This is a genomic window from Rouxiella sp. WC2420, assembly GCF_041200025.1.
Lineage (GTDB): Bacteria > Pseudomonadota > Gammaproteobacteria > Enterobacterales > Enterobacteriaceae > Rouxiella.
This window is the reverse complement of record NZ_CP165628.1, coordinates 1,620,178-1,643,189: the sequence shown is the minus strand read 5'-3', so window position 1 is coordinate 1,643,189 and position 23,012 is coordinate 1,620,178. Positions and strand designations below refer to the sequence as shown.

Sequence of the window (23,012 nt, the reverse complement as noted above, 5' to 3'; positions counted from 1 at the left end):
ATACCCGCTATCGCGGGTTTATGATTTTGGCCGAGTTGAATCAACTCTTAATTTGATGGTTTGCAGTCTGAATAGACATACCCTTCTTTGGCATTTCTGATGACATAACTACCGTCAATTTTTGCAAACATCATTCCATCAAGTGTCTTGGCCGTAAAAATCTGCCCACCATCTGGCGTTGTCGAGGTTTTGAGTGTCGGACTGATCTTTTGACCTTTGTCTTCTGGAGAAGCACTAAAGGTGTTGCCGTTATCGACTAAAACTGCATTTTTACTGACCTGCTCTGAATGAACATTGCCGTTACTGTCTTCAGTACTATGAGTAACAACGCAGGTGAAGGTTTGTGTCGCAGAGGCGACTACTGGCAAGGAAAGCAGCAAAATTAGCGATAGTAATGGCTTAATTGGCATAATGCCCCCGATAAAAGTGATATATCAAAGGATAACATTCGCCGAGTGTCGCGGAAAAGCCCCCTGCAACCTTTTAAAACAGTCATCTTCTAATTTAATTCATCATGGCATTTTCTATGATTCAAATAATGGTTCCCTTTCATTAGGTGACTCAATAACATAGAAAATAGCGGGGTGACAAACGCAACGTACGAGCTGTCGATCCCGTAGGGGTTACCCAGCAGGTACCAACTAATAGTCAATATCACCGACAGGATAATGCCGTAAAACGCACCTTTATGAGTTCCAAACTTGGGAGCGTAAAAAGCCAATAATATAAATATCGCCAGCGATGCGCGCAGAGATTTTCCTAAAAAAGCAATTTTAAGAATCTTATCAGCGTGAAGGGCCAGTATTAGAGGAAGCAAACCAAAAAATGCCGTTGCCAGTCGCACGCAGATTAAAGATTTTTTCTCATCATTCTCCTTATTGAAAAAGGGAATATAAAAGTCATTCAATAATAAGGTAGCGTTCGACATAATCGCAGCGGATATTCCACCAAACAGTGCACCTGCCAAGCCGATAAACACAATACTGGTCGCAAATGCTGGCATATTGGCAATTATGCTCGGGAATGCATCGATTGATTTTCCGGCTGGATAAAGAACGGCGCTGCACATCCCAATTAACGCCACCATTAATCCAAAAGGCACCATGAGAATAAATGTGTAGCTACAGGATTTTCTGGCGTCTTTATCCGATTTGGTAATTGCTATGCCTTGAATAACATACTGAGTGGCAAATATAGACCCGATACCACTAAACATCCATGCCCCGATCTGGCCCCATCCGACAGCGGTAAAATCGAACATGCCTGGAGCTAATGATTTTTTGAGCCCCTCAATCCCACCTACAAATTTTAAAGCAAACCAGAGTGTTACCATTACACCTATAAATTTTATAATCACATTAAGCGTATTTGAATAGACCACGGACCTCATTCCACCGATGATCACAAAAAAGATTGCCACCGCGCCGCAGGCTAAGATTGCCTGCCATTTTTCGATTCCCACGACTTTTGACAGGACGGCTCCACCGCTGGCATAAAGAGCGATCGCCACAATACTCAACGATATCATGGTAAGAATTGATGAGGCATAACGCATATTTCGGCCATAGTAGCCGTCAAGGACGCCTGAGATAGTTAAGTTTTTTGTTGCTCTAAATTTCTTGACTAAAAAAACACCGAGCAATAAAAATCCGAACCCCAACGCTATAAGATTCCACGCCGCTGATATTCCTATTTCAAATCCTGTTTGAGCAGTCCCTATACTCACTGAGGTCCCGATATATTCTGAGACTATCAGGGCCGCGATTAAAATCGAAGGAAATGGCTTACCACCACTGGTAAAGCTTGAACCACCAGAAGCAGATTTTTTGTTTAAATATCCAATCCCTATTACAGCTGTGAAGTAAATAGCGGTAATGAGCAGTATAACGACGGTCCTGTTATTCATTATCGAATCCTTAGTAATAACATTAAAATTTCAAGTCGTCGAATAGGTGCCACTGAATCAAAATATTTATCACCGTACTCAAAATACATAGCCAGAGCGGAGATATTCTCATTGAGGCTGTAATTAATATCTTAGCCTTATAGCGAGGATACGCATTGTGCATTTGCCTTGTTCTTAAAGTAGTTCTGAGGAAAAATCTTGTGAGGATGCCTTAAGCATTGCTATTTAATTCACAAAAAAACAACAAAACATCATTGGAAAGAAATAATGATTTTTTATGTGACTCAGTTAATGTTTTTTTTCAATCATCTGTGAGCACGTGAATTTTTTGGATTTTCATGCATACTCATTAATGAACTAAAAATAGCGTGGATTTGTTAAATCACTAAATTTTATATAGAAGGTTAAAAATAATGCTACACATCAATTCATTGTTGTCTACGCCACACGGTCTTTTTCGAAACCGCAATAGTAGCGTTTCCCTGACCTCAGGCTTGCTAATGCTCGCTTTATCTTTGTTGACTTGCAGCACTTCTCAGGCAGCGGATAACCCTATATTTCGCTCTTTGACGCCTGAGACCGCCAACCTGGATCGGTATCAATGGCATTACCGCCCGGTATTAATCTTTGCGCCTTCAAAGACAGATGCTAATTATGTTCAACAGATGGCGATATTGGAAAAGTCAAAAGTCGAGTTAGTTGAACGCGATATTATTGTACTGAGTGATACCTCTCCGGCTTCAAAGGGATATCTTCGCTCTCAACTTAATCCTGACGGATTTGTAGTTATGCTAGTAGGTAAAGATGGAGGGATTAAATTACGGCAACAAAAACCATTAAGCTCAGAGATATTGCTCTCCACCATCGACAAAATGCCAATGCGTAAAGCTAATCTGTGATACAGAAACGGTAAAATTCCGCTTCTGTATCACGTGAATATCGTAAAAGTATTAGAAGGTAAAGTTTAACTGAGCCACTGCACCTAAAGTCCGATCATTGCCTTTCATGGCAGCAAGATCCAGATGCACTCTATCAAACGGTGAAATGCCTAAACCAGCGGTGTATACATTGGTGTCGTTCGACTTCATATCGGCTCGATAACCGGCCCGCAACTGCAGCCAACTTAGCAAGGAATACTCGACACCTACCCCAGCGTACTGACTTTCATCCTCAGTTTTGAAGCGTTTGGTTGGAGTAACGTCAACATCCAGCGCAGCCGTCAGCCGTTCAGTATGAAAAGATATACCGGGCGTCACGACAGGGCTTATCTGATAAACGTCTTTGACACCGTTGACCTCTTTAGTATTAATATTACGCGATATAAGGTTCTGCGCGCTAACACCCAGCGTCCAATTGTCGCCAATATCAGTTGCCGCACCGGCATCAATGTTGAAGCCAGTGTCAGTGCTTCGATCATGATGGCTAAGGACGTCAGACTTGTTGAAGCTATAAATTGAGGAGTTGTAGTTGTATAGATAGGTTTCTTGCAGCTTAGGGGTGATACCGAAAGATACTGCGTGTCCGGCAATGCTAAACTCATGCGCAACGGCAACACCGTAATCATAAACGATCGCCGCGCGTGCCAAGGCAGTGGAGGTCAATTTATTTTGATCTCCGGGCAGAGGGATCACCGTACCGTCAGCAATGCCTTGAAGGTAATCAATATCGCTCTGAGTGATATCGGCAGTACCGTACCCCGTACCATAAGCCTTCGCCACAAATGCAAACGGCAGTGTTTCATTGGGTATGGTAACTGCAAAAGCAGCACCTGCGGTGCCAGATGCCTGATTGCCCTTAATATCACGTAATTGACCGGCTACATCACCGGCCGCCGCCTGTATTTTTGGATATTCTGCAAAACTGGTAATATTGCTGACCATCTCCTTATAGCTATCGACACTGTCGCCCAAGTCATCAACCTTATTTACCAACTTATTTTTGTCGGTCACTTGTAAACCGGCTGCTGGAAAAATAATGCTGGCCGTATCATCGGGTTTAGCTTTAGTCATTAATGCCGGGTTGGCCAATACTGCCGTACCATAAGTCGAAGATGCAACTCCGGTCCCCCCCATCGCATCATTACGCGCATCGTAATAATTACCCGCAGCCAGTGCACTAATTGGAGAAAGAAGTATGATAGGGAATACTACAGGACGGGAAAATCTCTTCATATTACTGGTTAATTTTGCCATTTTGCCTTAGACCTGTCGAAAAAGAGAGAGAAAGCTCCGGTAAGAGCGATAAGTTTTAGCCGCCGGAAAAATTGATTCAAAGGCAACAATTTATTGCTGTGAAATGAATAATATTGATTGGTCTTTTCAGGCCCGCACCGATTTGAACTCTGATAAAACTCTTTAATGACTTATTTAATTATTTCAAATAAAAGAAAATTTTTACTCCACTTTAAAAATACTAGTAAAATTTCAGTGCTGCAAATCTCATTTTTGATATTTTAGGAAATCTAATGAAATCTTTGCTGTATATCACTTTTTGCAAGCATATATTCTTGTTTGTATGAATTTATTAATAGATAACACTGCATTTCCAGTATAAAAATGTGGCGTATTGCTTGACCTACTCACTCCCCCTCTTTTTTCATGGATGTACAAGACTCAACGTCTAGACATTAATTTGTTAAGTTATTTTTATTGAACGTGCCGGCAATACGGCATGTGACAGGTCTGAGGCTGTATTCAACTCTGGGTTACCACAGGATATTTTGGTAATTCTACTAATGTGACATTAATAAATTGAAAATTTTAAATTAACATCAAACTTTTTTAACATTTTTTATACGTTCAGGAATTAAAACTATGCCCTCAAGCATAATTGCAGAAAGAGTTTAGCTAAACAGCAGAAGCTTCCTACTCATACCGGCAGATCGATAGTTTCTGTCCAGATTGAGTTGATGCTTGATTTTATGCTTCGTGGGGAAGTTAAAGGAGAGCCTAACTGACATAGCATCGATTACCCGTAAAAGGGAATCAGTGCTATGTCATAAAAGTGAAAAACTGGCAGTTCCTACAATCTGTTGTGATCAGAGTATGTTCACGGAGATCCGTTATCCATGTTGAAGCAACCCAGTAATATCCTCTTTAATCAAAGCCAGCTTTATGGATTTTAGAAACCTATGAATTTGATGCCTGAAAATTACGGCTGAAAAAGTCTATAAATGCCCTCAGTTTCGGCTGTATTGATTTATTATAGGGCCAGACCACGTTTACATCACGTGCATTTATTCTGTCAGAATATAACGATACAACCTCACCTTTTGCCAGTAAATCTCGGGTAATAAGATTAGGGAGGCAAGCCAGGCCATCGCCATTAACGCAAAGATTTTTCACTAACTCAATGGCATTAACAACCAGAGATTTATCCGGGTTATTGTCTACCAGCTTGGCATGATAGGGTTCTGGCCAACGTTCTATTTTACCTGATGATGGATATTTATATAATAAGACCATGTTATTGTTTCTTTCATCCTCGCCGACTTTATAGGCGGGTGAGTGAACAATATCCATGTAAGTGACCCCAATTTTCTTGGCAACTAATCTTGAGTCGGATACTTTGCCAAAGCGGATGACAGCATCAAAACCATCATTTATCAGGTCGATATGTTCATCGGAAAGCATCACCTCAAGGTTTATTTTTGGATATTCTTTATTAAAGTCTGAGATTATTTTGTAAAAAGCCAAACCTACATTAGGAAAACTCAATTTTAAAGTCCCGGATATATCCTTATTTCTTTTTTGATAGACTTCTTTAAGGCTTTCCATTTCGCAAAGAATATTTACACTATGTTTAAGAAATATTTCTCCTTCTTCAGTAAGAGACATACTTCTTGTATTTCTATTAAAAAGTTTAACACCATAGTGCTCTTCAAGACGAGTGATGACCTTGCCCACAGCTGAAGCAGTAAGCCCCAACGATGTAGCAGCATCGATAAAACTCATTTTTTGCGCGCATCGAGTGAAAATCATAAATTCTTGGTTAAGTCTCACAGTGGTGCCCCAAAACGAATTGCGGAATTTTTTTCCATTTAGTAAATACTAATCAAAACTACCTGCTTTGTCATCTGATATGCAAATATTGCCTTCCAAATAGAAGAGGGGTAACTCATGAAGAGTTTATTAATTGCAGCGCTTTTTTTTGCTCCATTTATAGCATCTGCCAGTCAGGTTTCGGGCAGCCAAATTAAATACTGGAGCCTATGGACCGATGCACAAGGTGTTTCACATCAATCTCAGTGTAAACTTGACAGCTTAGCTCTTCAAGAATTTAGTGTTAAAGGAAATCCTGAATGGGTTTCTACTGATGATATGAAAACAATCCGATACGTGCTTAATATTATGCCCACTCATTGGTCAGGCACATGGCATAAAAGTCCTAAGCCGCAATGGGTTATTCCTTTGACTGGCAAATGGTATATAGAGTCAATGGATAAAAATAAAGTTGTATATGGTCCGGGTGAAATATCTTTTGGCTATGACATCAAAGCGGTCGAAAAAGAAGGCAAGATAGGACACTTATCAGGGTCTGTAGGTAACGCACCTGCAAGAGTCATGGTTATTCAGGTTGATTCATTACCGAAAAATATCACTGATACTCGCTGCATGGCTGGCGGAGAATTTTTAAAATAACACAGGCATTGAATATGTATAAGGTAATCCACGATAGCTTTAACAATATTATATTCTCAGAAGCTAAAGTAGAAACACTATGGACTGGCGGCCGTTGGCTTGAAGGCCCTGTGTATATTCCATCATCGAAAATATTATTATGGTCTGATATTCCAAATAACAGAATTTTAACCTTCTCGGAAGTTGATGGTCATACCTGTGTATTTGAGAATAATATCGGTCATCAGAATGGTCACTGCCTTGATTTGTCGGGCCGAGTAATAGCCTGTGAACACAGTGGCCGCCGAATCAGCCGTTTAGGTCATGATGGCCATTGGGAATTATTGACCGACAGTTATCAGGGTAAAAGACTTAACTCACCTAATGATGTCATTGTCAAAAGTGACGGTTCAGTTTGGTTCTCTGATCCAACATATGGCATTGATACTGATTATCTGGGGAAAAGGCAAAATGCTGAACTCAACATGCATGGCGTTTATCGCTATGACCCAGAAACTCAAAGTACAGAGTTGGTTATTAAAAGTCTGTTGCAACCTAACGGCCTAGCCTTTTCGCCGGATGAAAAAACCTTGTATGTCTCTGACAGTGGCGTAACTCATGCCAAGGATCACCCGGCAACAATCACAGCATATAATGTGTCAAACAGCGGCACATCTTTAGATGATGCCCGTTTGTTTGCAACTTGTGATAACGGAGTATTTGACGGATTCAGAGTCGATAAACAAGGCAATATTTTTACATCTTGTGCTGATGGCGTAGCAGTCTATAACGTTAATGGTATTCTTATGGGAAAAATTATTATCCCAGAATGCGTATCTAACTTATGTTTTGGAGGACCTCAGCGCAACAGACTTTATATTACAGGCGCAACATCCCTTTACGCAGTTTATGTAAACACATCCCACCAATAACAATTAAGGCAATATCATGACAACCACGTTCCCATATGCTGGAAAAAGCTTTACTTTAAACCTTGCAGAATCTCTGCAGGTTATCAACTCATACTCAGAAGATGGCAAGACTGTATATATAGAATTTTTGAATGGTGATCTCAAAGGAACAAAAATGGATGTTCCTTTTAAATGGAAATCCCTCTCAGATGGAAACTTCCTAATATCTTGGCAGGAAGCAGATAAATCAACTGTAGTTCATTGCGATAATTTTGAACACAAGAATTCACATGCTTTTTATACTATGATGGATGGAAGTTTCTTTGTAATGGAAGGAAGCATTGAACCCACCAAAGATTTTTAAAACTCAATTATAGTACGGATAAATTTTCTGGTTATGAATATTGAATTTATAACCAGATTTTTTATTAATTATTCTTTTGAGTTGAAAGCACTAATATTTTTAAAATGGGTGTCTCACGCCCAGAGAATCCAACAGGCAATCCCTTTATAAGAGTCATTCAACGGAAATCTGCGTGATAAGTGACTATAAATTTACTGCTCCTGTTCCTATTCCTGGAAGATGCAAAGAATAAACTCAATGACGGGCGCAGGGAATATAATCATAAAAGATAAAATTACTTATATGGACTCTATGAGAAATCAATAATCCTCCACATATTGTGCCGACAGCGCCACCTAAATAATTACTTGAACTATTCAATGCGACAACTACAGCACCATGCTCCGGCTGCATTTTTAAAAGAAAATGTTGCCGAGGGGCTTAAGTTTGCCAATATTTAATTAGTTGGGTCTGGCAGGTTTTTTCCAGTATTATTTACCCCGCCAAGCGAGTACCTGCCAAAAGAATATAATAACTCGGTTCAAGCGTTTGTCATTTATTCTCTGTAGACTTACCAAGAGCTATTCAGCACTCCTTACCCTCCTTGTAAAAACAAAATTGGAAGGTCGTCATGCTCAAAAGTGATATCCTTATCACCTTAGCCATTGCGGTCTGAAATGTTGTACTCGCGTTAATTTTGATTATGTAGTCAAGTACCCTCAGACCGGCATGGTTTCTCTCGTTATTTATCAGACTTGCTGATGCATGCCCCAACAAGTTAAGATTTTAAAGACCTGTTTTACAAGACAATTTAAATCAGATTAAGGCCCTAACCCGCAATGCAAGACAAAAGCGTTCAGCCAACATTTTATTTTCACGATTACGAGACTTTCGGCACTCATCCGGCGCTGGACCGTCCTGCGCAGTTTGCTGGCGTGCGCACTGACGCTGATTTCAACATTATTGAAGAGCCTCTGGTCATTTACTGCCGCCCTTGCGATGACTATCTGCCTCAGCCCGAAGCCGTGATGATTACCGGCATTACCCCACAGCTCGCACTGTCCAGAGGGTTGAGCGAGGCAGAATTCGCAGCCCAAATCCACGAGGCATTCAGCGTACCGGGCACCTGCATCGTGGGTTATAACAATATTCGTTTTGATGACGAAGTCAGCCGCAATATTTTCTATCGAAACTTCTACGATCCTTATGCCTACAGCTGGCAAAACGGCAACTCTCGCTGGGATTTGCTGGACGTGATGCGCGCCTGTTACGCCCTGCGCCCGGACGGTATTAACTGGCCGGAAAATGACGAGGGTTTCCCTAGTTTCCGCCTGGAACATTTAACCAAGGCCAACGGCGTAGAGCATGAAAATGCCCACGACGCGATGTCAGACGTTTACGCCACCATTGCCATGGCCAAATTGGTGAAACAAGCCCAGCCGCGCTTGTTCGATTATCTGCTTGAACATCGTAGCAAGCATAAAATCAATGCCCTAATCGACATCCCGACCATGGCGCCCCTGGTCCACGTTTCTGGCATGTTTGGTGCCGCTCGCGGCAATACCAGCTGGGTTGCACCCATGGCCTGGCATCCTGAGAACAAGAATGCGGTTATCGTCTGTGATTTAGCCGGTGACCTGGCTCCGCTGCTGGAACTGGATTCCGATCAGATGCGCGAAAGACTTTACAGCCGCCGTGAAGATCTTCTGCCTGGCCAGTCTCCTCTGCCCATCAAGCTTTTGCACATCAACAAGTGTCCAGTTTTAGCACCAGCCAAGACATTGCTGCCTGAAAATGCGCTGCGTCTGGATATTGATCGCGAACGCTGTCTGCAAAACTTACAATTGCTACGTCAGAATTCTCAGGTGCGCGAAAAAGTGGTGGCGCTGTTTGCCGAGGCAGAGCCTTATACGCCGTCTGAAGACGTCGATGCCCAGCTTTATAACGGTTTCTTTGGCGATGCGGATCGAGCAACAATGAGAATCATCCAGCAAACCGCTCCTGAAAACCTGCCTGCTCTGGACCTGAAATTCCAGGATTCACGCCTTGAGGAGCTGCTATTTCGCTTCCGCGCCCGCAACTATCCGCTCACGCTGACTGATGCCGAGCAGCGCCGTTGGCTAACACATCGTCAGGAAGCGTTAAGTCCGGAGAAAGTTCAGGATTATGTCTTGCAGCTGGAAGCACTTTATAATTTGCATGAAGAAGATGCCGAGAAAACCGCCCTGCTGAAAGCGCTGTTCGACTATGGCAAGAAACTGGTCGGCTAAATAATTCACCCTGAATTTTGAGCATAAAAAAGGACCTTTTCAGGTCCTTTTTAGTCTTTGCATTAACTGACTGTGGATTAGATGATTTCTTCGCTCATCTGCGGCGGCGGTTGGCGGAAACGACGAGTGATAAAGGCCAGGTAAGACAGGCCGATGGCCGCCCACACCAGACCCAGCGTCATCGAGCTGGCTTCGAGGTTCAACCAAAGCGCACCCACGGTCAACGCGCCAATCACTGGCAGGATCAGATAATGAATGTGATCGCTGATAGTGCGGTTACGTTTTTCACGAATATAAAACTGTGAAATCACCGAAAGGTTAACGAAGGTAAACGCCACCAGCGCACCAAAGTTAATCAGCGCGGTGGCGGTAACCAGGTCAAAGCTGATGGCTGAAAGCGCAACCACGCCGACCAGAATCACGTTAAATGCCGGAGTACGCCATTGCGGGTGAACGAATCCAAAGATTTTTTCCGGGAATACGCCATCGCGCCCCATCACGTAAAGCAGGCGTGAAACACCCGCATGTGCCGCCATGCCTGAGGCCAAAACGGTCACACAGGAGAAGCACAGGATAACGAACTGGAACGCTTTGCCGCCCACAAACAACATGATTTCAGGCTGCGAAGCGTCCGGATCGTGGAAGCGCGAAATGTCCGGGAAATACAGCTGCAGGAAGTAAGACACCACCACGAAGATGACGCCGCCAATGAGTGCAGTCAGGAAAATAGCGCGCGGAATGACTTTATCCGCATTCGGCGTTTCTTCAGACATCGAGCTGATACCGTCAAAACCAAGGAATGAGAAGCACAGGATAGTTGCACCAGTAATCATTGGCACAGTATGGGCATTTTCAGACCAGAACGGTTTAGAGCTGACCAGAGCAGCAGTGCCCTGGGCGTGATAGACGCCGTAAATCAGCAACGCCACGATAAGCGCCATGATAGCAACCTGAATCACTACAACAAAGCTGTTGATATTGGCAACCAGCTTGATGCCACGCAGGTTAAATGCCGTCATCAGCCCCACCAGCGCAACCACCCAGATCCATGAAGGGAAGCCGGGGAAAATAGCTTCAAGATAGATTTTTGCCAGCAGGATGTTAATCATCGGCATGAACAGGTAGTCCAGCAACGATGACCAACCCACCATAAAGCCGACGTGCGGGCTAATAGCCTTTTGCGCGTAAGTATAGGCCGATCCCGCTGACGGGAAACGTTTGACCAGCTTGCCGTAGCTCACCGCAGTGAACAGGACCGCAATCAAGGCAAAAAGATACGCCGTAGCCACATGACCGTCAGTCATGCTGGTCACGATGCCAAAGGTATCGAAGATAGTCATGGGCTGCAGATAGGCGAGACCCATCATCACCACCTGAACCAAAGTCAGGGTCCGACGAAGCTTGACGCGCGGTGCAGCGGCTATTGTAGCGGTATCATTAAGCGACATGGGCGAGCCTCCCCTGACCTGCAAAGTTCTGGCGTGCTAAGGCCGAATTCAGCAAGGTACTGGGAAAACTTCGTTCGAGACGACTCATTGAGTAAAATGGGGGATTAATCTTCACGTCGAAGAAAACAGACGCAAAGGCGGCCGGCTGTGGCACGCGGCAGGAAGCAACACCGGAAGGTATTGGTACAGGTTTGAAAAATTGCCCCATCTTACTATTCCTCATAGTGGCGATCGTTATTTATTTGGGATCGCACACGAAATCTGGTTATCTATCCGGATCTGGGTCCGGCCTCTGTTGAATTAGTTTGAAAAACCATGCAAAAAAAATAACCGGCGCGTTTAGGCGTCGGTTATTTTGCATGAGCGCTATTTTGCACTAATTTAGCGCCCGATGACAAGATTTCGCGGGCTAAAGTTACAAATTTCTTTTAGTAAAACATCTCGTGACTCACTCAATGCCACTCCCGACGCCGCGTTAAGCCCTTTATCAGACTTTACTCAGGTTTACTCGGATCTTATTCAGGTCTCCCAGTGACCGTTTAAGAAATTCCTCAGGAAAAAATCAGGCATTTCTCAGCATCCAGTCGATCTCGGTTTCAGTCACTCGGCGCTCGAACTGTAATAGTTCGTCAGATTTACAGCTGTGGTAGACGTGGCTAAAACGTTCACCGAGATATTTTTTCAACTCGGTTTGTTGCTCAAACTCATAAAGCGCATCACTTTGGCGAATGGGTAACGGGATCCCTTCCTGCTCCAGACCATTACCGGTGACCGGCTCAGGCAGCGGCAGAATGTTATCAAGGCCAAACAATACCCCGGCCAACACGGTAGCGACCACCAGATAAGGGTTGGCATCAGCGCCTGCAACGCGGTATTCCACGCGATGATTCTTCGCATCGCTGCACGGAACGCGCAGCGCAACGGTACGGTTGTTGTGGCCCCATGACGCCTGAGTCGGAACATACATTCCCGGCTGGAAGCGACGGTAAGCGTTGATGTTCGGTGCCAGTATCGCCATTGATGCCGGCATCATGGCAATCATTCCCGCCAGCGCTCTTTTCATCAATGCGGAATCTTCACCCTGCTCATTGGAAAACAGATTTTTGCCGTTGTCATCAAGCATGCTGACGTGAATGTGCATGCCGCTACCGGCATAATCGTCATAAGGCTTGGCCATAAATGTGGCGTCCATCTGGTGATTTTCAGCCACCAGGCGAACCAGTCTTTTCAGCGTCAGCGCATGATCGCAGGCGCCAAGAATATTTTCTGTGTGATGCAAATTGATCTCGAATTGACCTGGCGAGGATTCCGCCACTGCGCCATCAGCCGGTAAACCCTGCAGATGAGCCAGTCGGTCAATGTCGCTGAGTACGTCAGAGAAATGGTCGAGATTGTCGAGAGAATAAACCTGATTCTGTACATTTCGCTCTTGCGTACCTGGTGTACAAGGCGGCTGAAGCGCGCCATCGGCATCACGCTGCCTATCGAGCAGATAAAACTCCAACTCTACCGCTATCACCGGGAACAGGCCCCGCTGGCGCAATGTCTGCCAGATATGGTTCAGCACATTGCGAGGTTCAACGTCAAAGGGAGTGCCATCTTCGTCAAGCATGGTCAGCAACAGTTGACCGATATTTTCAGGATCGTTGGCTGAAGGGGTCAGCGTGCCGGGAACGGGGAGGCAAATTCTGTCTGGCTCGCCTAATTCCTGCCCAAGTCCGGCCTCTTCAACCACGTTGCCTAAAATATCCATGGCGAAGACGGAGGCGGGGAAATAGCAGCCTTTTTCAATTTTACGCAGGGCTGAAAGTGGGATGCGTTTACCGCGAAAACTGCCGTTTAAATCTGTAAGAAGGACATCAACATGCTGGGTCAGTGGGTGACGTTCCAGGTAATGAGTAATTTCATCCTGGAACGCGCTACTTCGCTCTTCTTCGCCCGGGATAGCGAAGCTGTCAACTTCGATGTTATTAGTTATCAGATCAATTGCTTGCATAAAATTTCCGCCGTTATCCTTTGGATGACGTCTACCGCATTACCCTCATGGTAAGGCGCGCCAACGTTAATTTGCTCTGTTCAATTGCGTTATTCCCGTAAATTAAAGTGCCAGATAGTTGATAAAAATAAGGTGAAATCTGCTGATATAAGTGTAAATACTCTATAAATATAGACTATGCAGAAGTTTCCGAAACATTGGTTTTAAAAAACCTTCGCGCGAAATATTGGCATTGGCGCTTAAACTCACGATTAGCGCCGCAGTTTGAAAAAGCATCAACAGGCTGTTAGATTGGTAGATCTGCTTAATTAAAAAACTTTGAACATTGGCACGCGAAGTCACTTTTGTTGGACGTACGCAGAACAATGGGAGGGCTGTCATCATTTTAATCACTCAACGAGGCGGTAAAATGGACAATAAATCTTCCACTTTAGAACTTATTCAATCCCAGGATCACGAGCCTTCCGACTATCGCCCGGTCATCGGCGTAGTGATGTGCGAAAACATTATCGATGAAAATCCTGCGTTAACTGTGCACGAAAAGTATCTCGAAGCCATTTTTCACGCCAATGGCCTGCCCATTGCCCTGCCTCATGAACTGGCTTCCCGCGAAGGCGCTATCGACAGTATCCTCGCTCGCCTCGATGGCATCTTTCTCACTGGCAGCCCGAGCAATGTCGAGCCACAACAGTATGGCGAAGAAGGCGTTGAGGAACTGGCCGATCCGGGGCGGGACAAGCTCAGCATCGCGCTGATTAAAGCGACGCTTGAAAAAGGCATCCCGCTGTTTGCCGCCTGTCGGGGTATGCAGGAACTGGTTGTCGCTACGGGCGGCACGCTTTATCGCAAGGTCCACGAGCAGCCAGGTTATATGGATCACCGCGAAGATACTGCCCTGCCGCATGACAATCAGTATGATTTAGTGCATCCGGTCGAGATCCAGCCGGGTGGCCTTTTAGCGGAGTTACTGCCAGAATATCAACGCTTTGAGGTGAATTCCTTGCATGGTCAGGGGGCAAGGCGCTTAAGCTCGGTGCTGACAGTTGAAGCGGTCGCGCCGGATAATCTGGTCGAGGCGGTAAGCGTGCGCAATCACCCTTTTGCGCTCGGCGTACAGTGGCACCCAGAGTGGCACAGCCTGACGGATCCTGTCTCAAAGCAGCTGTTCGATGCGTTTATCAGCGCTTGTCGAATCCGCCATGATTTATTGCAGGAATAACGTGCTGCCTTGCGATTTTGCAGGGCAGAAAATAGAAAAAGCCGTCTGCGATTTTATCGGGACGGCTTTTTACATTACGTTTTCCGTTAGATAGTTGGCGTATTAACCAGACCATCGATCAGAATCTGCGGAGTTCCCTGCGAACAGCGCTCGATACGCCCTTTTACGCCGTAAACCCTGGCCAGGCTTTCTGCTGTAATTACCTCTTCCGGTTTACCGTCGGCAATTAGCTGACCGTCTTTCAGCATCAATACGTTATCGCCGTGACGCAGCGCGATATTGATATCATGCACCACCACAACGGTAATGATATTTCGCTTACGAGTTTCGCGGCGCACCAGGTCCATAACGTGAAACTGATAGTTAAGATCCAGCGCGCTTAAGGGTTCGTCGAGCAACAGGAGTGAAGGTTGGCGGATCAGTGACTGTGCCAATCCCACCAGCTGTTTTTGGCCACCGGAGAGTTGATCTAGATAGCGCAACGCCAAATGCTCAATTCCCAGCAGCCGCAGCAGTTCCATCACCTTGTCGGTAGTTTGTGCCTGATGGGCCTGCCCACCAGACGCGCGCTGGGCGACGATAATCGACTCCAACACGTGTAGATGCACGCCCGCAGGCAGCGACTGTGGCAAATAAACTACCTGCTCGGCACGTTTGGCGAAGGGCATTTTCATCAGGTCGTGACCGTCGAGAATAATCTCGCCCTGCGCCTTGTTCAAACCCGCCAGCGCGCGTAGCAAAGTAGATTTACCGCTGCCGTTGGGTCCAAGCAGTACGGTTATCTCTCCACGCGGCAGTTTAGGCACCTGCAAGTCGCGGATCACCGCCCGCTTGGGATATCCGGCGGTAAAATCACGAATTTGTAATCCCTGCGTGCCGCTGAGCACGTTAACCGCCTGTTTTGCCAGCGTTAGGCTCATACTGTTCCCCTATGGCGCAAAATAATGCTCAGGAAAAACGGCACGCCTACCAGAGAAGTCACGATGCCGACTGGAATTATCACGCCGGGCACCAGATTTTTAGAGGCGACCGAAGCCAAAGACAGCACCAGAGCGCCAATCAACGCGCTGGCAGGCAAATAGAAACGGTGATCTTCGCCAAACATCATGCGTGCAATGTGCGGTGCAACCAATCCGATAAAGCCGATAGGCCCGACAAACGCCACCGCCAGTGCAGACAAAATGCTAATGCGCAGCAGTGTGCCAAGACGCAGGCGACGCACGTCAATACCAAAACTTACTGCACGATCCTCACCCAAACGTAGCGCGGTGAGTTTCCAGGAACTTTTCATCGACAGTGGCAGCAGGATAACAAAAGCCGCGGCCATCACCGCGAGTTTAACCCAGCTCGCACGCGCCAGGCTGCCCATGGTCCAGAAAACCAGCCCCTGCAATGTGTCTTCGGAGGCAATAAACTGCATCAGCGAGACCAGCGCATTGAAGGTAAACACCAGTGCGATACCAAACAGCACCACGCCGGAACTGGCAACCTGCGTCCAGCGGGTGATGCCGTCCAGCATCAGCGCCGCGAGTAGCGCAAAGATAAAGGCGTTCGCCGAGATAAACCACTGATCGGGAATTCCCGGAATACCAATATTCAGCACGATAGCCAGCGCGGCACCAAACGCGGCGGCAGAAGACACGCCAAGGGTAAATGGGCTAGCCAACGGGTTATTGAGGATTGTCTGCATTTCGGCACCGGCAAGTCCCAGCGACATTCCCACTACCACCGCCATCAATGCATACGGCATGCGGATATCCCAGACGATGACGCGGGTTCCGGCATCGGCAGCCTGAGCATGGAAAATCGTTTGCCACAGTGTATCCAGCGATAAACCGGCAGGACCCATGACGAAATCAAGCACCAGAGAAGCAAAAATCGCGATGACCAGCACCAGCATCATTGAAAGGCGACGGCGCAGGATGGATTTATAACGGCCCATCACGCTGCCATCGGCACCGGCTTCACTCGGCTGACTGGCTGAATTGAAAAGGGGATCGGTTGTAGCACTCATGATTACACTTATTTCTCGCTTGGCACGGCGTGGCTAAAAAAGGCAAAGTAAGGTCTGTAACAGTAATATAAACGATAACTATTATCAATCCAGCATAACCTGAGCCGCCTCGTTTGGATTAACCAAAAAAGGTAAAAGTGACAATCAAGGAGTAACAAAGCGTGTTGTAAGAGGAAATTCTTTCCCCGCACAGTCGCGGGGAAAGCGTTAAGCACAGATTATTTCTTTTCTACTTCAGGAAATTCCATTTCTTGATACTTGATGAACTTGGTGCCTTGGGTCAGTTTGTAACCAAACCAGATAATCAGGAACAGTGGAATACCGATGTAGGTTGCCGCCACGCCGTACCAGTCGATTTTATCAGCCAGGAATGCCTGATAGTTCTGACCCAACGTGATGATCATACACAGTATGAAGGCAAAGATTGGCCCCAGCGGGAACAGGCTCGATTTATAGGGCAGCACGTCGAGGTCACGCCCTTGCGCCACATAGCCACGACGGAATCGGTAGTGGCTAATCGCAATACCCAGCCAGGCAATAAATCCGGTCATACCCGAAGTATTCAACAACCACATATATACGGACTGGTTGCCGTACATCGAACTGAAGAAGCACAGCGCCGCAATTACCGTGGTGGCATACAGCGCATTACGCGGCACACCGCCTTTCGACAGTTTGGCGAACATGCGCGGTGCTTTGCCTTCGGTAGCAAGGTTGTATAGCATGCGGGTTGAGGCATACATCCCGGAGTTACCGGCTGACAGCACCGCAGTGAGAATCACCGCATTCATTACCGCCGCCGCCGACAGCAGGCCAGCATTGCGGAATACCAGCGTAAACGGACTTACGCCGATATCTTTGACGTCGTTACGCAGCAGGCTTGGATCGGTATAAGGAATGATCAGGCTGATGACCAGAATTGCCAGCACATAGAACAGCAGAATACGCCAAAACACCTGACGCACCGCGCGTGGAATATTCTTGCCCGGATCTTCTGATTCGCCCGCCGCAACGCCGATAAGCTCGGTTCCCTGGAATGAGAATCCGGCTATCATCGCCACGCCAATCATCGAGGCAAATCCTCCGGCAAACGGCGCATCGCCGATGGTCCAGTTTTGCCAACCAGCGTGTTCGCCACCCTTCATGATGCCGAAAATCATCAATACGCCAACGACGATAAAGACAATAACGGTCAACACTTTAATCAGCGAGAACCAGTATTCTGCTTCGCCAAAACCGCGAACAGAAATGTAATTCAGCAGGAAGATAATCCCCAAGAACAGCGCGCTCCAGATCCAGCCGGGAGTGTGCGGGAACCAGTAATTCATCACCAGCTGCGAGGCAACCAGCTCAACGGCAATGGTCACCGCCCAGTTGTACCAATAGTTCCAACCCAGCGCGAAGCCAAAGCCCTCTTCAACATATTTCGCACCGTAAGTGGAGAAAGAACCGGCAACCGGCATGTAAGCGGCCAATTCGCCGAGGCTGGTCATCAGGAAGTAAACCATCAAACCAATTATTGCGTAGGAAAGCAGTGCCCCACCCGGGCCTGCCTGAGAAACGGTTGCACCAGAAGCCACAAACAGGCCGGTTCCGATAGAGCCACCAATGGCAATCATGGTTAAGTGACGCGCTTTCAGCTCTCGTCGCAGTGTAGGCGTCGCAGCCACCTGCTGATTTTTTGTATGCTTTTGAGCCATCTTTGCCCTATTTCTGCTCGTCGTGAGTAATTTTAGCCGCGGATTGTAACAAAAACCGCCGTGCTGAGTAGCAGGAACACGAGGACATAAGAATGCTTCATAATCGACTGTGGATTATTAGGAGACCCAATACCTTTCACGATGCAGCGGCGCGCAAAGACGCTTCTGCATAATGAAAAATAATGAATTTACCATCAGGAAAGTTCTTTGCAGTAGGTCAGAAAACGCGATAGCGCGTTAGAGATATGTTTTTGGCGATGGTGAATCAGGTAAAGCTTGCGCACCAGTGGCGGCAATGGAAGCCTGATTTCCACCAGCGAACCACTAAGCAGCTGCTCGGCAATCACCCGCCGTGAAAGACAGCTGATGCCAATACCGTGGCGTACCGCGTGTTTAATCGCTTCGGAATTACCCAGCTCCATGACCAGATTAAAATCGCCAAGCTGGGATAACAGCTGGTGATCAAGCACCTCGCGCGTGCCTGAGCCACGCTCGCGCAGGATCCACGGTGCTTCGGTGAGCATTGCCAAAGTAACCTGCCTGCCGACCAGGGGATTATCCGGCGCGGCAAACACGACCAGCTCGTCGTCAAGCCAAGCCTGGGTGATGAGCTCCGGCATACGACACGGACCTTCAATCAGCCCAAGATCAACGCGAAAATCGGCCACGGCATTAATCACATCGTCGGTATTACCCACATTGAGTTCGAGGGGGGTATCGGGGAAATCCAGCCGGTAACCGGCTATCATCGCGGGCAACATATAGTTACCGATGGTACTGCTGGCACCAATTTTCAGCGAGCCGCTGTCATGGCTGAACAAGCGTTCTATTTCGCTGGCCTGCTCAAGCAGAGCCAAGGCCTTAGGGTATAACAGACGTCCGTGCTCGTTAATCACCAAACGTTTACCCACGCGGTCAAACAGTTTTACTCCCAGCTGCCCTTCTATATCCGCCAAGGCTGCACTGACCGCCGATTGCGATAGAGACAAAACAACAGAGGCCTGAGTGGTTGACCCACTTTTGAGCACCTCGGAGAAAACTTCCAGTTGACGCAGTGTAATATGCATAGAGTCTCGATATCGGTTACCTGCCCTGAATGCTGGCCTATAACTTGTTGATTCATTATTAAAAAGTGCTCAGCGTCTTATCTGCGCCCCTTGGCCGAATCCGCTCCTCCCGCTTTTTGTCTCACTATTGAGTATAGCTCCATCCGCATTAGCCATCTGCGCCGGGTTATGCTTATTCTATACCAGTTTTTTCGATTGGTTATAGGATTACAATCAATTTCACATTTATAACCCTGCTGGATATGCTTATTCCCAGGCAATCTAAGCAGGATTACATCATGAGCCACGTCCTTTCAGAGCAACATCGAGCACCAAAATTACGTAACCTGAATAAACCGATCTATTCATTTGGACGTCTTTTACCGGGTTTAGTTCTCACCGGGTCAATAACTAGCCTGGTTTTGTGGTTAAGCCACTTCGAATTCCTGATTTCGCTGGGGATGAGCGCGCTAACGCTGGCGATCGTTGTCGGTATGATTATCGGCAATACTGTTTACCCGCTAGCCCGCCCGCAGTGCGCCGAGGGGGTTAATCTGGCAAAGCAGAAACTGCTGCGCCTGGGTATTGTTCTCTATGGTTTCAAGCTGACTTTCACTCAAATTGCCGACGTTGGCGCATCCGGCATCGTCATCGATTTATTGACCCTTGGCAGCACCTTTTTTCTGGCCTGCTGGCTTGGCAAACGCGTGTTTGGTCTCGACAGCGAAACCAGCATGCTGATAGGCGCGGGCAGCAGCATTTGCGGTGCCGCCGCTGTGATGGCGACTGAGCCGGTATTGAAAGCCGATGCCGAGAAAGTCACGGTTGCGGTGGCGACGGTAGTGATTTTTGGCACCATTGCCATCTTCTTTTATCCGTGGTTATGGCAGTTAAATCAGCACTATCATCTGCTGGAGATCACTGCCACGCGCTTTGGTATTTATACCGGTTCAACCTTGCATGAGGTCGCACAGGTGGTCGCCGCCGGGCATGGTGTTTCGCCCGATGCTGAGAATGCGGCGGTGATCGCCAAGATGATCCGCGTGATGATGCTGGCACCGTTTCTACTCATGCTAAGTTTTTGGAAAAGTCGGGGTCAGGCGCACGCTGGTGGCAGCGCTCAAAGCAAAAGCCTGTGGTCGAGCATCACCATTCCGTGGTTTGCGCTGTGGTTTATCGGCGTGGCGGCGTTCAACAGCTTTGGCTTATTGCCGGCAAGTTGGGTGCATAGTCTGTTAACGCTGGATACTATCCTGCTGGCAATGGCGATGGCCGCGCTGGGATTAACCACGCATTTCAGTGCGTTGCGCCTCGCTGGCATGAAACCACTGCTGCTGGCCGGGCTGCTGTTTGCCTGGCTGATTGTCGGCGGTGCAGGCATCAACCTGCTGGTACAACATCTACTGTAAGTCACTTCATCTGTCAGGTTTACGTGAACTTTTAACATTTATTGCCTGCCCACCTGCCGATAAAGAAGCTATCATTCGGAAAAACAGAATGTAATCAGCAGGGGTTAATATGAAATTTGTAGGGGCACACGTTAGTGCAGCAGGCGGGGTCGATCAGGCAGTCTTGCGCGCACATGAACTGGAAGCGACTGCATTTGCGCTATTCACCAAGAACCAACGGCAATGGCGCGCAGCTCCTCTGGCAGAAGATGTTATTGAACGCTTTAAAACGGCATGTGAAAAATACGGTTACCGCAGTAATCAAATCCTGCCCCACGACAGCTATCTGATTAACCTCGGTCACCCGGTCGAAGAGGCGCTGGAGAAATCCCGCGAGGCGTTTATCGACGAACTTCAGCGTTGTGAACAGCTTGGACTATCGCTGCTGAATTTCCATCCTGGCAGCCACCTGATGCAAATCGATGAAGATAAATGTCTGGCGAAGATTGCCGAGTCAATCAATATTGCTTTGGATAAAACCAAGGGCGTAACTGCCGTGATTGAAAATACTGCGGGTCAGGGCAGCAATCTGGGCTTTCGTTTCGAACATTTGGCGGCAATTATTGACGGCGTAGAAGATAAAAGCCGCGTCGGTGTCTGCATTGATACCTGTCACGCTTTCGCAGCAGGTTATGATTTGCGCACCGAAGCCGCCTGTGAAGAGACTTTTAAACACCTGTCTGACGTAGTGGGGTTCCAGTACCTGCGCGGCATGCATCTCAATGATGCGAAAAGTGAATTCAACAGCCGCGTTGACCGCCACAACAGCCTGGGTGAAGGTAACATCGGTAAAGCTGCATTCAGCTATATTATGCGCGACCCACGTTTCGACAACATCCCGATGATCCTTGAAACCACTAATCCAGATATCTGGATCGATGAGATCGCCTGGCTGAAATCCCAACAAAAAGCCGATCAGGATGAAGCCGCAGCCTGATAAGTTCTCGCTGTAGCAAATGAAGTAAAAAAACGAATGAAGTAAAAACGAATGAAGTAAAAAACGTCTGATGCTTCGGCTCAGACGTTTTTTTAAATTCAAAAATTTAGCTGGCAGGCAGCGGCATAATAAAACGTTTCTCCGCCTACCCCGCAAATCTTGCTTTTCCCTTTTGCCTCTATTATATCAAACCAGGTCTCAGCCCCCTTCTTTTAGCCCGCCAAATAGTCGTAGTGATCGAGCCAAGGGCAACTGCTGCAATGAAAATCCCCACCGCGGTCATCGAGTTCAAACCAAATTGCTTATAGAGCAGAAGCCCTGTAATCCCGCCGATTAAGAAGGACATGATTGTCACTGAGTGAGTAATAAACTGGCTGCGTTGCGCTTTGATCTGTTTCGATGGATCGCGTCTCATCAGTGTTGCCATCACCGAACCTAAAGATATTCCGGCATCGGTCAACGTGCCCGTAATGTGGGTCGAGCGAACTCGCCCGTTGGAAAGCTGGGTCGAGGTCGAGTTATGTATCCCCATCAGGAAGCTTAGAAACACGATGATTTCATGATTATTTTTCAATGAGAAGAATAATATTTCGAACAGCGAAGTGAGAATTAACAGTATTCCTTCCATCAGTAAAATCAGACTAAATATGGTGCGAATATTATTTTTAATTCCACTAATGGCTATCAGCCGCGAAGTGGTTGATCCAATAACAAATGCGCCAATTATTGCCGACAGTAATAAAACGTCACTTAAGTCAGTATTAGTCATTTCTGAGGATAATTGTGAGGTATTTCCTGACATGTGCGAGGGAAAGAAGCCAAAAGCTCCAAGCGCCATAGCATTAAGGATGCCTGCGCTGGTAGCCAGCACTAATGCAAGGTGGCGGTCTTCGGTGTGCGTTCTACGCCCCTTTCTTTTTATCAACATTTTCAACATGATCGCCCCTCATTTAACATCTGTTTAATAAGTATATATGACTAAACATAACAATTAGCTTATTTACTTAAAGTATTGTAAATGTTTGGGCATTTATTAAAGGTATTTAGCATGAGTAATTAAGAGGCGGTAAATTAATTAGAGTCCAATTAATTTAGTTTAGTAATTAAAAATAAAGTCCCAATGGCTATTTATAATAATAAATTCATGTCTCAGAG

General features: G+C 46.7%; 19 protein-coding genes. 8 read left to right on the top strand and 11 right to left on the bottom strand.

Annotated elements, in window-relative coordinates:
- Positions 1 to 47 precede the first annotated feature (47 nt).
- Together AB3G37_RS07680 and AB3G37_RS07675 are read right to left on the bottom strand one after the other, a co-directional pair.
- A complete protein-coding gene (locus AB3G37_RS07680; protein ID WP_009637321.1) occupies positions 48 to 410 on the bottom strand; it encodes a hypothetical protein in 363 nt (120 codons plus the stop codon).
- A gap of 89 nt (positions 411 to 499) precedes the next feature.
- Positions 500 to 1,906 (bottom strand): sodium:solute symporter family protein, encoded by a 1,407-nt coding sequence (locus tag AB3G37_RS07675; RefSeq protein ID WP_009637322.1) that lies wholly within the window; start codon positions 1,904 to 1,906, stop codon positions 500 to 502.
- A gap of 413 nt (positions 1,907 to 2,319) precedes the next feature.
- On the opposite strand from AB3G37_RS07675, the gene AB3G37_RS07670 reads away from it, so the two are divergent.
- Positions 2,320 to 2,805, top strand: a complete 486-nt coding sequence (locus AB3G37_RS07670) for a DUF4174 domain-containing protein (protein ID WP_369790219.1) — start codon at positions 2,320 to 2,322, stop codon at positions 2,803 to 2,805.
- A 51-nt stretch (positions 2,806 to 2,856) separates the two neighbouring features.
- On the opposite strand, the gene AB3G37_RS07665 is transcribed toward AB3G37_RS07670, so the two are convergent.
- Together AB3G37_RS07665 and AB3G37_RS07660 are read right to left on the bottom strand one after the other, a co-directional pair.
- A complete protein-coding gene (locus AB3G37_RS07665; RefSeq protein WP_369790218.1) occupies positions 2,857 to 4,098 on the bottom strand; it encodes a conjugal transfer protein TraF in 1,242 nt (413 codons plus the stop codon).
- Positions 4,099 to 5,034: 936 nt separating this feature from the next.
- On the bottom strand, positions 5,035 to 5,859 hold the full coding sequence (locus AB3G37_RS07660; protein WP_369790217.1) for a LysR family transcriptional regulator: 825 nt from the start codon (positions 5,857 to 5,859) through the stop codon (positions 5,035 to 5,037).
- A 165-nt stretch (positions 5,860 to 6,024) separates the two neighbouring features.
- Here AB3G37_RS07660 and AB3G37_RS07655 point away from each other — a divergent pair, with 165 nt between their 5' ends.
- From AB3G37_RS07655 to sbcB, 4 genes are all read left to right on the top strand, one after another.
- Positions 6,025 to 6,546 (top strand): hypothetical protein, encoded by a 522-nt coding sequence (locus AB3G37_RS07655; RefSeq protein ID WP_369790216.1) that lies wholly within the window; start codon positions 6,025 to 6,027, stop codon positions 6,544 to 6,546.
- 14 nt (positions 6,547 to 6,560) lie between these two features.
- Positions 6,561 to 7,457 carry an SMP-30/gluconolactonase/LRE family protein gene (locus AB3G37_RS07650; RefSeq protein WP_369790215.1) on the top strand — a complete coding sequence of 299 codons (897 nt, stop codon included), beginning with the start codon at positions 6,561 to 6,563 and terminating at the stop codon, positions 7,455 to 7,457.
- A 16-nt stretch (positions 7,458 to 7,473) separates the two neighbouring features.
- Positions 7,474 to 7,800, top strand: coding sequence for a hypothetical protein (locus tag AB3G37_RS07645; RefSeq protein ID WP_369790214.1), 327 nt, complete (start codon positions 7,474 to 7,476; stop codon positions 7,798 to 7,800).
- Between the two features lie 818 nt (positions 7,801 to 8,618).
- Positions 8,619 to 10,049: an exodeoxyribonuclease I gene (gene sbcB, locus AB3G37_RS07640; protein ID WP_369790213.1), complete on the top strand. Its 1,431-nt coding sequence runs from the start codon at positions 8,619 to 8,621 to the stop codon at positions 10,047 to 10,049.
- Positions 10,050 to 10,126: 77 nt separating this feature from the next.
- On the opposite strand, the gene AB3G37_RS07635 is transcribed toward sbcB, so the two are convergent.
- Both AB3G37_RS07635 and AB3G37_RS07630 read right to left on the bottom strand, forming a co-directional pair.
- Positions 10,127 to 11,497, bottom strand: coding sequence for an APC family permease (locus tag AB3G37_RS07635; protein WP_009638539.1), 1,371 nt, complete (start codon positions 11,495 to 11,497; stop codon positions 10,127 to 10,129).
- 562 nt (positions 11,498 to 12,059) lie between these two features.
- Positions 12,060 to 13,478 carry a glutamine synthetase family protein gene (locus AB3G37_RS07630; RefSeq protein WP_369790913.1) on the bottom strand — a complete coding sequence of 473 codons (1,419 nt, stop codon included), beginning with the start codon at positions 13,476 to 13,478 and terminating at the stop codon, positions 12,060 to 12,062.
- Between the two features lie 424 nt (positions 13,479 to 13,902).
- On the opposite strand from AB3G37_RS07630, the gene puuD reads away from it, so the two are divergent.
- Positions 13,903 to 14,712, top strand: coding sequence for a gamma-glutamyl-gamma-aminobutyrate hydrolase (gene puuD, locus AB3G37_RS07625; RefSeq protein WP_369790212.1), 810 nt, complete (start codon positions 13,903 to 13,905; stop codon positions 14,710 to 14,712).
- An 86-nt stretch (positions 14,713 to 14,798) separates the two neighbouring features.
- On the opposite strand, the gene AB3G37_RS07620 is transcribed toward puuD, so the two are convergent.
- From AB3G37_RS07620 to yieE, 4 genes are all read right to left on the bottom strand, one after another.
- The gene (locus tag AB3G37_RS07620; RefSeq protein ID WP_369790211.1) at positions 14,799 to 15,632 is read right to left on the bottom strand and encodes an ABC transporter ATP-binding protein; all 834 of its coding nucleotides are present in this window, start codon (positions 15,630 to 15,632) and stop codon (positions 14,799 to 14,801) included.
- On the bottom strand, positions 15,629 to 16,726 hold the full coding sequence (locus tag AB3G37_RS07615) for an iron ABC transporter permease (protein ID WP_009638545.1): 1,098 nt from the start codon (positions 16,724 to 16,726) through the stop codon (positions 15,629 to 15,631). Before AB3G37_RS07615 ends, AB3G37_RS07620 begins: the two co-directional genes overlap by 4 nt.
- Before the next feature lie 218 nt (positions 16,727 to 16,944).
- Positions 16,945 to 18,426 carry an amino acid permease gene (locus AB3G37_RS07610; protein WP_369790210.1) on the bottom strand — a complete coding sequence of 494 codons (1,482 nt, stop codon included), beginning with the start codon at positions 18,424 to 18,426 and terminating at the stop codon, positions 16,945 to 16,947.
- A 194-nt stretch (positions 18,427 to 18,620) separates the two neighbouring features.
- Complete coding sequence (gene yieE, locus AB3G37_RS07605) at positions 18,621 to 19,493, bottom strand: DNA-binding transcriptional regulator YeiE (RefSeq protein WP_009638547.1); 873 nt, start codon at positions 19,491 to 19,493, stop codon at positions 18,621 to 18,623.
- A gap of 278 nt (positions 19,494 to 19,771) precedes the next feature.
- Between yieE and AB3G37_RS07600 the strand changes: the two genes are divergently transcribed.
- Together AB3G37_RS07600 and nfo are read left to right on the top strand one after the other, a co-directional pair.
- A complete protein-coding gene (locus AB3G37_RS07600) occupies positions 19,772 to 20,881 on the top strand; it encodes a YeiH family protein (protein ID WP_369790209.1) in 1,110 nt (369 codons plus the stop codon).
- A 109-nt stretch (positions 20,882 to 20,990) separates the two neighbouring features.
- Positions 20,991 to 21,857: a deoxyribonuclease IV gene (gene nfo, locus AB3G37_RS07595; protein WP_369790208.1), complete on the top strand. Its 867-nt coding sequence runs from the start codon at positions 20,991 to 20,993 to the stop codon at positions 21,855 to 21,857.
- Positions 21,858 to 22,038: 181 nt separating this feature from the next.
- On the opposite strand, the gene AB3G37_RS07590 is transcribed toward nfo, so the two are convergent.
- Complete coding sequence (locus AB3G37_RS07590) at positions 22,039 to 22,794, bottom strand: YoaK family protein (protein ID WP_009638550.1); 756 nt, start codon at positions 22,792 to 22,794, stop codon at positions 22,039 to 22,041.
- Positions 22,795 to 23,012 lie beyond the last annotated feature (218 nt).